Origin of the sequence: Nonomuraea rhizosphaerae, assembly GCF_019396405.1 — a bacterium.
GTDB classification, from domain to species: Bacteria; Actinomycetota; Actinomycetes; order Streptosporangiales; family Streptosporangiaceae; genus Nonomuraea; species Nonomuraea rhizosphaerae.
The window spans coordinates 1-9,142 of sequence record NZ_JAHKRL010000091.1 but is presented as its reverse complement, the minus strand read 5'-3'; the positions used below and the strand labels follow the sequence as shown (position 1 = coordinate 9,142).

The following is a 9,142-nucleotide window of genomic DNA, read 5'->3' as shown; positions in this document are numbered from 1 at the left end:
GCGAACGCCGCCGTCACGGCGCCGAGCCCGGCGGGACGGTCCGTGAACAGCAGGTACGCCGCCACCGCCGCGCCCCCCACCAGCACGGCCGCGATCAGCAACTGGACGGTCCACCAGCGGATCGCCCGCCGGTCGGCCAAGTTGCGCGGCGGGCGCAACGCAGTAGCCGTGGTCACCTCGTTCATCAGGCCGTTTTCCTTTGCAGGGAGTCCGACAGCGCCAGCAGCGCCAGGCCGAGCACGCCCATCACGATCGCCGCGAAGATCTCCCGGCCGCGCAGGAACGGCACCAGGTTGACCAGCAGCAGGTCATGGGCCCAGCGCCACCAGCCGAGCAGGGTGTTGAGCACGCCGCCGACCCCCTGGAGCACCAGCAGCCAGCCCAGCACGTTGAGCAGTCCCTTCATGCCCTCCAGCCTCGCGCCGGCGAGGGGAGCGGGGCGTCGGCCGTAGGTCTCGCGCGCCATCGACTTTGGTCGCTGTCATCGTCCGCCGGAAGCCTCTAACCTCGGGGAATGTGACGGAATACCGGTGGCTGCTCCCCTCGGTCCTGCTGGGGGACGGTGACGAGCGGCGCCCGGTCCGGCGCTCGACCCGCGACTGGATCGTCGACGTCCTGATGTTCCTGGCCGCCTGCGGGATCACCCTGCTGACGCTGCCCGACGTGGAGAACCAGCCCGAGCCGCTGCTCGCGCTGGAGCAGGTCACCGGGGCGCTGGCCTGCGTGGCGGTGTGGCTGCGCCGCAGGTGGCCGGTCGGGCTCGCGCTGGTGACGTCGGTGCTGTCGGTGTACCTGTCGCTGGTGGGCGGGGCGGCCGCGGTGGCGCTGTTCACGGTGGCGGTGCACCGGCCGTTCAAGATCTCCGGGCCGATCGTGGGGCTCGGCCTGCTGACGCTGCTGCCGTACGCGTGGTTCAAGTCGGAGACCGAGCTGGGCCCGCTGGGGGAGCTGGTCGTCGGGTCGGCGATCGTGCTCACCGTGTTCGCGTGGGGGATCGTGGTGCGGGCCAGGCGGCAGCTCGTCTGGTCGCTCAGGCAGCGCGCCGACACCGCCGCCGAGGAGGCCAAGCGGCTCGAACGCGAGCGCATCGCCAGGGAGATGCACGACGTGCTGGCGCACCGCATCTCCATCCTGAGCCTGCACGCGGGCGCCCTGGAGTTCCGGCCGGACGCCCCGGCCGAGGAGATCGCCCGCGCCGCCGGGGCGATCAGGACCAGCGCGCACCAGGCGTTGCAGGACCTGCGCGAGGTGATCGGGGTGCTGCGCCACTCGGCGCCCGGCGGCGGGCCCGGCGGCACCGCGCCCGACGCGGCCGTGCCCGACCGGCCGCAGCCGACGCTGGCCGACCTGCCGTCGCTGGTCGAGGAGTGCCGGCAGGCGGGCATGGACGTGGAGCTGGCGCTGGAGGCCCGGGACACGCCCGAGGGGCTGGGGCGCAACGCGTACCGGATCGTCCAGGAGGCGCTCACGAACGCCCGCAAGCACGCCGGCGGCGCCCCCGTGCGCGTCACGGTGTCCGGGATGCCGTCGGGGACACAGTCGGGGACACCGTCTGGAACACAGTCCGGGACGCCGTCCGGCGCCGGTGACGAGGGCCGTCCGGCGGGCGGGCTCGCCGTCGAGGTGCGCAACCCCCTCCTCATGCGGCCGAGCACCCGCATCCCCGGCGCCGGGACCGGGCTCATCGGCCTGACCGAGCGGGCCGAGCTGGCGGGCGGGCGGCTCGACCACGGCGCGACCAGGGAGGGAGACTTCCTGGTGCGCGCCTGGCTGCCGTGGCCGGCGCAGGCCGCCGGGGACGGTTCCGGGCAGGTTCCCGGTCAGACTTCCAGGGAGGACGCATGACCCGCCCCATCCGGGTGCTGATCGTGGACGACGACGCCCTCGTACGCGCCGGGCTGGCGATGATCCTCGGCGGGGTGGCCGACATCGACATCGTGGCGCAGGCGGGCGACGGCGCCGAGGTGCCGCCGCTGGTCGCCGAGCACCGGCCCGACGTGGTGCTGATGGACATCCGGATGCCCGGCGTCGACGGCCTCACCGCCACCGAGGCGCTGCGCGCGGCCAAGTCGCCGCCCGAGGTGGTGGTGCTGACCACGTTCCACGCCGACGCCCAGGTGGTGCGGGCGCTACGGGCCGGGGCGGCGGGGTTCCTGCTGAAGGACATCCCGCCCGGCGACCTGGTCGAGGCGATCAGGAGGGTCGCGGCGGGCGAGCCGATCCTGTCCCCGGCGGTGACCCGCCAGCTCATCACCCACGTCTCCGACGGCGGGGCGGACCGGCGCGCCGACCGGGCGCGCGGGCTGCTCGGGCGGCTGAGCGAGCGCGAGCGGGAGGTGGCCCTGGCCGTCGGCCAGGGCCGGTCGAACGCCGACATCGGCCGCGAGCTCTACATGAGCGTCGCCACGGTCAAGGCGCACGTCTCACGCATCCTGACCAAGCTGGAGCTGAACAACAGGGTGCAGATCGCGCTCACCGTCCACGACGCTAGGGCCGGCGGGAGCCCTTGAGCATCCGCTCGATCGTGGCCCGGTGCAGCACCAGGTCGTCGGGGTCGTCCGGCATGGACTGCTCGCCGAAGTGGATCCTGCGCTGCCAGACCCTGGCCATGATCACGCCGTGCCGCAGCGCCGCGTACATCTCGTAGAAGTCCATGTCCCGCGCCTCGTACCCGGTCAGCTCCCGGTACTTGTCGCAGACGTCCTCGCGGGTCATGAAGCCGGGGATCCCGGGCAGCTCCACGGCCTCGGTGATGTCCTGGAAGAACCGGTGCAGGAAGATCATCCAGCCCAGGTCCAGCTCGCGCGGCCCCACCGCCGCCATCTCCCAGTCCAGCACCGCCACGGGCGTGAAGTCGCGGTACATCACGTTCCCGATCCGCGCGTCGCCCCAGGTCAGCACGTCCGGCCCCGGATCCTGGGGCCAGTGCGACTCCAGCCACTCGAAGCCGCGCTCCAGCAGCGGGATGCGCCTGCTGCCGTGCGCCCACTCGTAGTAGGCGCGCTGGTCGTCCACGTGGCGGCGCAGCCCCGCCCCGTCGAGCACGGCGAGGTCGTCGTCGCTGAACGGCGCGTCGTGCAGCGCCGCCAGGATCGCCACCGTCGCGTCCTGGAGCCTGCGCCGGTCGCGCGGGTCGGCGTCGAGCACCCAGCCCTCGAACGTGTACGGCATCACATCCGGCGGCACGTCGCCGTCCTCGCGCTCCATGACGAAGAACGGCGCGCCCATCGGCCCAGGGTCAGGCTCGAACCACAGGGCCCTCGGCGCCAGGATCCCGGCCTTCTCCCTGGCCGCGCGCATGATCTCGAACTGCGCCCGCAGGTCGTAGGAGGGGAAGACCGGCACGGCCTCCGCGGCGGGCGCCATCCTGGCCACGCAGCGCAGCGCCTCCCCGCCGGGGGGCAGCAGGGTGAAGAAGAACGTCTCGCTCGACATACCGTTGTTGGTGGGACGCGACAACTCCGTGACGGTAACCTGGCGGTCAACTTTCCGCCGCAGCCAGAGTTGCAGGTTTTCCCGTAAATCTTCCAGGTCGCGGGTGGAGGTGCGTAGCTGCTCCGTCACGATCCGCCTCCTGGATGAACGCCGGATGAACGCGGTTCCCGGCACAGTCGTATACCCCTAGCAAGCGCTTGTCCAGTTGCTACCTGCCGTTACGGTCAGGTACCGGACAGCCGTACCCTTGTCTCAAAGGCAAGTCGCGAAGGGACCGTGGGATGAGCTCAGCGGGTGAAGGCCTGTCTCGCCCGCTTCCCGAGCAGGTGAGACTCAACGTCGTCGATCTGGCGGCGCAGGTGCTCGGGTCGATGCCCGCTGCCACCGTTCCGCCGCCGTTGCGCGGCATCGCCAAGTTCGACCCGCGCAAGCGCGCCAAGCTGGGCAGCGCGCCCATCGCCGCGCAACTGGAGAACGACAAGGAGTTCCGCGAGGTGGTCGCCGAGTCGGTGACCGCCGGATGGCCCGAGCTCGTCGCCTCGCTGGCCGACGGCAACGTGCCGCCCGCCGCCGACCCCGTGCTGGTGGCCGCGGCGGCCTATCTGACCCGCCCGGTCGGCTGGGCAGAGATGGTCGAGGCGGCCAGGGCCGACCTTGAGCAGTCGGCCGTCGCGGCCGAGGGCTCCGAGCGTGAGGAGGTGGTGGCGCGGCTGCGCGAGCAGCTCGCCGCCCAGAAGACCTCCGCCAAGGAGGAGTCCGACCGGCTGCGCGAGCAGCTCAAGGCCGCCCGCGCGGAGAACTCCGACCTGCGGCGCAGGCTCCACGACGCCCGCGAGCGGGCCAAGTCGGCCGTCCGCCACGCCGAGGAGATGGAGCACGCGGCGGAGGAGGCCAGGTCCGCCGCGACGGCCGCCGGCAGCGCGGGCGAGTCCGAGCTGCGCCGGCTCCGCGAGCGGGTCGCCGACGTGGAGAAGCAGCTCGAAGCCTCGCGCCGGGCCGCCCGCGAGGGCAGGAGCATCGAGGACGCCCGCGTCCGGGTGCTGCTCGACGCCCTCCAGGACGCCTCCGCCGGGCTGCGCAGGGAGCTGGCCCTGCCCACCACGATCAGCAAGCCCGCCGACTCGGTGGCCGCCCTCACCGGCGAGCGTCCCGGCGTGCGGGGCGTGCCCGCGCGCGCCCTGGCCGACGACGACCCGCAGCTCCTCGACCAGCTCCTCGCGCTGCCGCAGGTGCACCTGATCATCGACGGCTACAACGTGACCAAGAGCGGCTACGGCACGCTCACCCTGGCCGACCAGCGCACCCGGCTGATGACCGGCCTCGGCGGGCTCGTCGCGCAGACCAGGGTCGAGGTGACCGTGGTCTTCGACGGCGCCGAGCTCAACGCGCCCGTCCAGGTCGTGGCGCCGCGCGGGGTGCGGGTGCTGTTCAGCGCGCCCGGCGAGATCGCCGACGACCTGATCCGCCGGCTCGTCCACGCCGAGCCGCCCGGCAGGGCCATGGCTGTGGTCTCCTCCGACCGCGAGGTGGCCGAGTCGGTGCGCCGCATGGGAGCCAGACCCGTTCCGTCCGGTCTGCTGCTGCGCCGCCTGGGCCGGGCGTAGATTGCTCAAAGCTGACTCGCTCATGCGGTCACATGACAAATCAGTTGTTTAGGTAAGACCACCCCTTTAACTTCTGTAACATCTCGCCTCAGGTATGATCTCTGGGAGGCGACACTGTGAGGTTTGGCCGGGCGCCGCTGGCCGCGGGTCTCGCGATCGGACTGCTGCTGTCCCCTGGGGGCGAGGCCATGGCCGCGCCGAAGCCCACGATCAAACAGGCGAAAGCCAAGCTCGCGAAGCTCAACGACAAGGCCGACAAGGTCGTCGACCGTTACAACACGGCGACCGAGAAGTACAAAGAGGCCAAGAGCTCCTACGACAAGCTGAACGCGAGCTACAAACGCAAGCTCGACACCGTCTCCGCGCTGCGCGCCGAGGTGGTCGCGATGGCGGTCGACACCTACAAGCTCGGCCCCGACGCCACCGCCTGGCCCACCATGATCGGCGAGGCCGACCCCACGGGCATGCTGGGCAGCATGGCCCTGGCCGGGCAGCTCTCGCAGGAGAAGCTGGGCAAGCTGATCGCCTTCAACCGGGAGAACCGCGGGCTGAAGGACGAGCGCGACAAGGCCGAGAAGGCGTTCGAGGCGGCCGACGAGGTACGCGACGGCGTCGACAAGGAACGCGACGAGGTGCGCAAGCTCATCGCGCAGCAGAAGAAGCTGCTCGACCGGCTCGGCGCCTACAAGGCCGGCAACCCGAACAGCACCGGCATCAAGTACACCGGCTCGGCCTCCGGCAACGCCGCGACCGTGCTGCGGTTCGCGTTCGCGCAGGTGGGCAAGCCGTACATCTTCGGCGGCACCGGACCGCGCGGCTACGACTGCTCGGGCCTCACCCAGGCGGCGTGGCGGGCCGCCGGGGTTTCCCTGCCGCGCACCACCTGGCAGCAGTGGGCCTGGGGCAACGCGCGCAAGGTCTCGCTCGACGCGCTGCAGCCCGGCGACCTGATCTTCAGCTCCGGGCTGGGGCACGTCAGCATCTACGCCGGTGGGGGCAGGATCGTGCACGCGCCGCAGACGGGTGACGTGGTCAAGGTCGTGCCGCTGTCGGCGTACGGCGGCCGTCTGGTGGGCGCGGTCCGCCCGTAGCAGCCGAGCGGGCCGTTCACGCGGGCCTTGCCAGTACGGACAGGAAGGCGCGTACGGCGGCTCCCGGGGACGGCAGGCTGACGGCGTACACCGACCGGCTCAGCCGCGGCGACGGCCGCAGCAGCCGGATGTCGGACCGGACCGCCCCCGCCATGGCCGGGTACAGCATCACGCCCACCCCGGCCGCCACGAGCCCCTGACGGCCGTTCCAGTCGTCGCAGACGTGGCTGATCCCCGGCGGGCCGCCCAGCGCGGCGGCCAGCCGGGAGACGGGGCCGAGACAGTCGGGGTGGGTGCCGTCGATCCACCGCTCGGCCGCCAGCTCCCGCAGCCTGACGCTCTCGCCACCGGCCAGCGGATGGTCGCGCGCGAGGGCGACCAGCAGCTCGTCCTCCAGCAGCGGCAGCACTTCCACGCCCTTCGGCGGCGTGTCCCAGGACGTGAGCAACGCCACGTCCACCTCCCCCGCCACCACCGCGGCCCCCGGGTCGCCGCCCACGGTCAGCGACAGCTCCACGTCCGGGTGCAGGGCCGCGAAGGCGCGGAAGCGCTCGGGCACGTACGAGGTGGCCGCGCTCGGGAACGCCGACACCCGGACCCGCCCGGCCCGCCCTGTCGCGTGGTCCCGCATCCGCGTCTCGAACAGCGCCACCTCGCCGAGCACCCGCCCCGCCTGCTCGATCGCCGCCCTGCCCGCGCCGGTGGGCCGCACGCCGCGCGGCAGCCGCTCGAACAGCCGCACACCCGTGCGGCGCTCCAGCGTGGCGATCTGGCGCGACACGGCGGGCTGGGTCATCGACAGCTCCCCGGCCGCCGCTGAGAACGATCCCAGCCGGCCCACCGCCGCCAGGATCTGGAGCGTCCACAGGTCAAGCATGCGCGCAGCTTATGCCTTTCATGCCGGACCCGCAGTGGTGCGCATGGCTTCCGGCGTCCAGGCTCGAAGCCATGAACACCGACAAGACCGAGGTTCGCCCGCCGGGCGCCGGCTGGATCCACGCGGCGCTGCCCGCCCGGCCCGCTCGGGTCCTCGACGCCGGGTGCGGCCGGGGAGAGCTGGCCGCCGAGCTGATCGGGCGGGGCCACCACGTCACCGTCGTGGACGCCTCCGCCGAGGCCGTGGCGGCCGCGCGGGCGGCCGGGGTGCCCGCCGTGCCGGCCGACATCACCACGTACGAGGACGAGCCGTTCGAGGTGATCGTCCTGTCGCTCTCGCTGCACCACATGCACCCGCTGGAGGCGGCGCTCGACCGGGTGGCCGCGCTGCTGGCGCCCGGCGGGCGGCTGGTGGTGGACGAGTTCGCGTGGGACTGGGCCGACGAGGCGGCCGCCGCCTGGTTCTACGACACGGGCGCGCTGCTGACCGCCGCCGGGCCGGCCGGCCTTCCGTACGCGCCGGGGATCGCCCCGATCGACCGCTGGCGGGCCGCGCACGCCGACCACACGGGCGGCGACGCCATGCTCGCCGCGCTGCGCGAGCGTTTCGACGTCCGGACGGTACGGCGGGGGCCGTATCTGGCCCGGTATCTGAGCGGGAAACTCCCCCCTGGGGCCGTCGCCGGAGAGGTGGCCGCGGCACTGTGGCGGATCGAGCGGGAACGCCTCGCGTTGGGAGCGCTCCCGGCGACGGGTCTCCAGCTGCTCGCGGGACAGATGTGACGAGAGTGACAAAAGGGACCTGACACAGGGTTCTCCCGTCAAGTGTGAGAAGGGTCACATTTCAGTAACAACGCCCTGGCTCTAGCAGCGGCGGAGGACTTGACAGAAACCTCTGCGTGATCCTGACAAGCTTGTCGTGGCTTTGCACGTTCGTTACCGAACGGCGTAGCTTCTGGCGTCGCGGCGAACAAGCCATGGCGCCGCGACTCTCCATCGGGCCCCCGATGTGGACAGATAAAAATCCGTTCGGCCACCGCCTTCCCGAAACCGCACGTCAATCCGGTGGTGGCCTGCCGAGTCCGTGCAGCCAGGAGGCACGGAGCCGGGGACCCAGCGATCCCGTCCCCAGGGATCAGGGGTGAATCGGCGCGTCTCGCGCCGTAGGGCGACTTCCAGGCCCGAATCCGTCAGCTAACCCGGTAGGCATTCGTGGAAGATTCAAGGAGAAATCCTGTCTACCTCCCCGCATAACCCCCGTCTGTCCCGCCTTGCCCTGAGTGGCGCAGCGCTCACGATGACCGTGACGGCCGGAGGTCTGGGCCTCCATGCCCCGACGGCGCAGGCGGCGACGACGAGCGATTCGGCCGCTTCCGGGACCAGCACGACAAGCACGACAGGCGCGGCCGGCGCCACGGTGGCTCGCGCCACGGTGGCCAGGGCCGCCAGGTCGGCGAAGTCGGCCAGGTCCGCGAAGAAGCAGTCCAAGGCCGCTCGGCAAGAAGCGAGGGCCCGCACGGCCGTCGCTGTGGCCAAGGGCCAGCTCGGTGACCCGTACCGTTACGGGGGCACAGGGCCTGGGTCCTTCGACTGTTCCGGTCTCGTCCAGTACGCCTGGAGGAAGGCCGGGGTCAAGATCCCGCGCGTGACGAACAGCCAGTTCGCGCGCATCAGGAAGAAGGTCTCCTGGAAGCACCTCAAGCCAGGTGACCTGATGTTCTTCCGCGGGTTCGGCCACGTGGGCATGTTCGTCGGCAACGGCAAGATGATCCACTCGCCGAGGACGGGCCTGACGGTACGCATCGAGAAGGTCAGCGGATGGCGCAAGGCGTCGTTCGCGGGCGCGGTGCGTCCCGGCTTGTAGGCCGCGCAGACGAAGGTCCCGTTCCCCGGGTGGGGGACGGGACCTTCGCGCGTCCGAGGGCGTTCGAGGGGCGCTGAGGGTGTGAGAGGGATGCGGGGCGAGTGGTGACGGGCGGGCGGCTACGATCGGGCAACGTGTCCGCGCAGGTGAGCCGTCGAACCGTCGTGGCGGGTGTGCTGCTGCTGACCCTCGCCTCGGCCGGCGGCGCCGCGCCGCTCGGTCACGGCGGGCCGCTCGGCGGTGAGCCGCCCGGTGGCGACCGGCCCGCCGCC

The 9,142-nt window shown here is 72.2% G+C and carries 9 protein-coding genes, 1 pseudogene and 1 riboswitch; of the genes and pseudogenes, 6 read left to right on the top strand and 4 right to left on the bottom strand.

The window, feature by feature from the left end; all coding sequences use genetic code 11:
* Together KME77_RS04425 and KME77_RS04420 are read right to left on the bottom strand one after the other, a co-directional pair.
* A pseudogene (locus KME77_RS04425) lies at positions 1-185 on the bottom strand (PH domain-containing protein); the annotation flags it as partial.
* The gene (locus tag KME77_RS04420) at positions 185-406 is read right to left on the bottom strand and encodes a hypothetical protein (RefSeq protein ID WP_219462214.1); all 222 of its coding nucleotides are present in this window, start codon (positions 404-406) and stop codon (positions 185-187) included. The gene KME77_RS04420 and the pseudogene KME77_RS04425, both read right to left, overlap by 1 nt.
* A gap of 110 nt (positions 407-516) precedes the next feature.
* On the opposite strand from KME77_RS04420, the gene KME77_RS04415 reads away from it, so the two are divergent.
* Complete coding sequence (locus tag KME77_RS04415; RefSeq protein WP_308250546.1) at positions 517-1,845, top strand: sensor histidine kinase; 1,329 nt, start codon at positions 517-519, stop codon at positions 1,843-1,845.
* Positions 1,842-2,510: a response regulator gene (locus KME77_RS04410; protein WP_219462211.1), complete on the top strand. Its 669-nt coding sequence runs from the start codon at positions 1,842-1,844 to the stop codon at positions 2,508-2,510. The genes KME77_RS04415 and KME77_RS04410 overlap by 4 nt, the downstream gene beginning before the upstream one ends.
* On the opposite strand, the gene KME77_RS04405 is transcribed toward KME77_RS04410, so the two are convergent.
* Complete coding sequence (locus KME77_RS04405; protein WP_219462209.1) at positions 2,488-3,564, bottom strand: phosphotransferase family protein; 1,077 nt, start codon at positions 3,562-3,564, stop codon at positions 2,488-2,490. The two genes, KME77_RS04410 and KME77_RS04405, sit on opposite strands and share 23 nt — an antisense overlap.
* Before the next feature lie 152 nt (positions 3,565-3,716).
* On the opposite strand from KME77_RS04405, the gene KME77_RS04400 reads away from it, so the two are divergent.
* Both KME77_RS04400 and KME77_RS04395 read left to right on the top strand, forming a co-directional pair.
* The gene (locus tag KME77_RS04400) at positions 3,717-5,039 is read left to right on the top strand and encodes an NYN domain-containing protein (RefSeq protein WP_219462207.1); all 1,323 of its coding nucleotides are present in this window, start codon (positions 3,717-3,719) and stop codon (positions 5,037-5,039) included.
* A 116-nt stretch (positions 5,040-5,155) separates the two neighbouring features.
* Positions 5,156-6,130, top strand: a complete 975-nt coding sequence (locus KME77_RS04395; RefSeq protein WP_308250544.1) for a C40 family peptidase — start codon at positions 5,156-5,158, stop codon at positions 6,128-6,130.
* A 16-nt stretch (positions 6,131-6,146) separates the two neighbouring features.
* On the opposite strand, the gene KME77_RS04390 is transcribed toward KME77_RS04395, so the two are convergent.
* Positions 6,147-7,007: a LysR family transcriptional regulator gene (locus KME77_RS04390; RefSeq protein WP_219462205.1), complete on the bottom strand. Its 861-nt coding sequence runs from the start codon at positions 7,005-7,007 to the stop codon at positions 6,147-6,149.
* 71 nt (positions 7,008-7,078) lie between these two features.
* Here KME77_RS04390 and KME77_RS04385 point away from each other — a divergent pair, with 71 nt between their 5' ends.
* On the top strand, positions 7,079-7,789 hold the full coding sequence (locus KME77_RS04385) for a class I SAM-dependent methyltransferase (RefSeq protein WP_246609162.1): 711 nt from the start codon (positions 7,079-7,081) through the stop codon (positions 7,787-7,789).
* Positions 7,790-8,070: 281 nt separating this feature from the next.
* A riboswitch (cyclic di-AMP (ydaO/yuaA leader) is annotated at positions 8,071-8,230 on the top strand.
* 193 nt (positions 8,231-8,423) lie between these two features.
* On the top strand, positions 8,424-8,870 hold the full coding sequence (locus KME77_RS04380; RefSeq protein WP_308250543.1) for a C40 family peptidase: 447 nt from the start codon (positions 8,424-8,426) through the stop codon (positions 8,868-8,870).
* Positions 8,871-9,142 lie beyond the last annotated feature (272 nt).

Bases quoted from the DNA above. Each gene is read 5' to 3' on its own strand.
- KME77_RS04420 (WP_219462214.1), bottom strand. From the start codon at position 406: ATGAAGGGACTGCTCAACGTGCTGGGCTGGCTGCTGGTGCTCCAGGGG.
- KME77_RS04410 (WP_219462211.1), top strand. From the start codon at position 1,842: ATGACCCGCCCCATCCGGGTGCTGATCGTGGACGACGACGCCCTCGTA.
- KME77_RS04400 (WP_219462207.1), top strand. From the start codon at position 3,717: ATGAGCTCAGCGGGTGAAGGCCTGTCTCGCCCGCTTCCCGAGCAGGTG.
- KME77_RS04390 (WP_219462205.1), bottom strand. From the start codon at position 7,007: ATGCTTGACCTGTGGACGCTCCAGATCCTGGCGGCGGTGGGCCGGCTG.
- KME77_RS04385 (WP_246609162.1), top strand. From the start codon at position 7,079: ATGAACACCGACAAGACCGAGGTTCGCCCGCCGGGCGCCGGCTGGATC.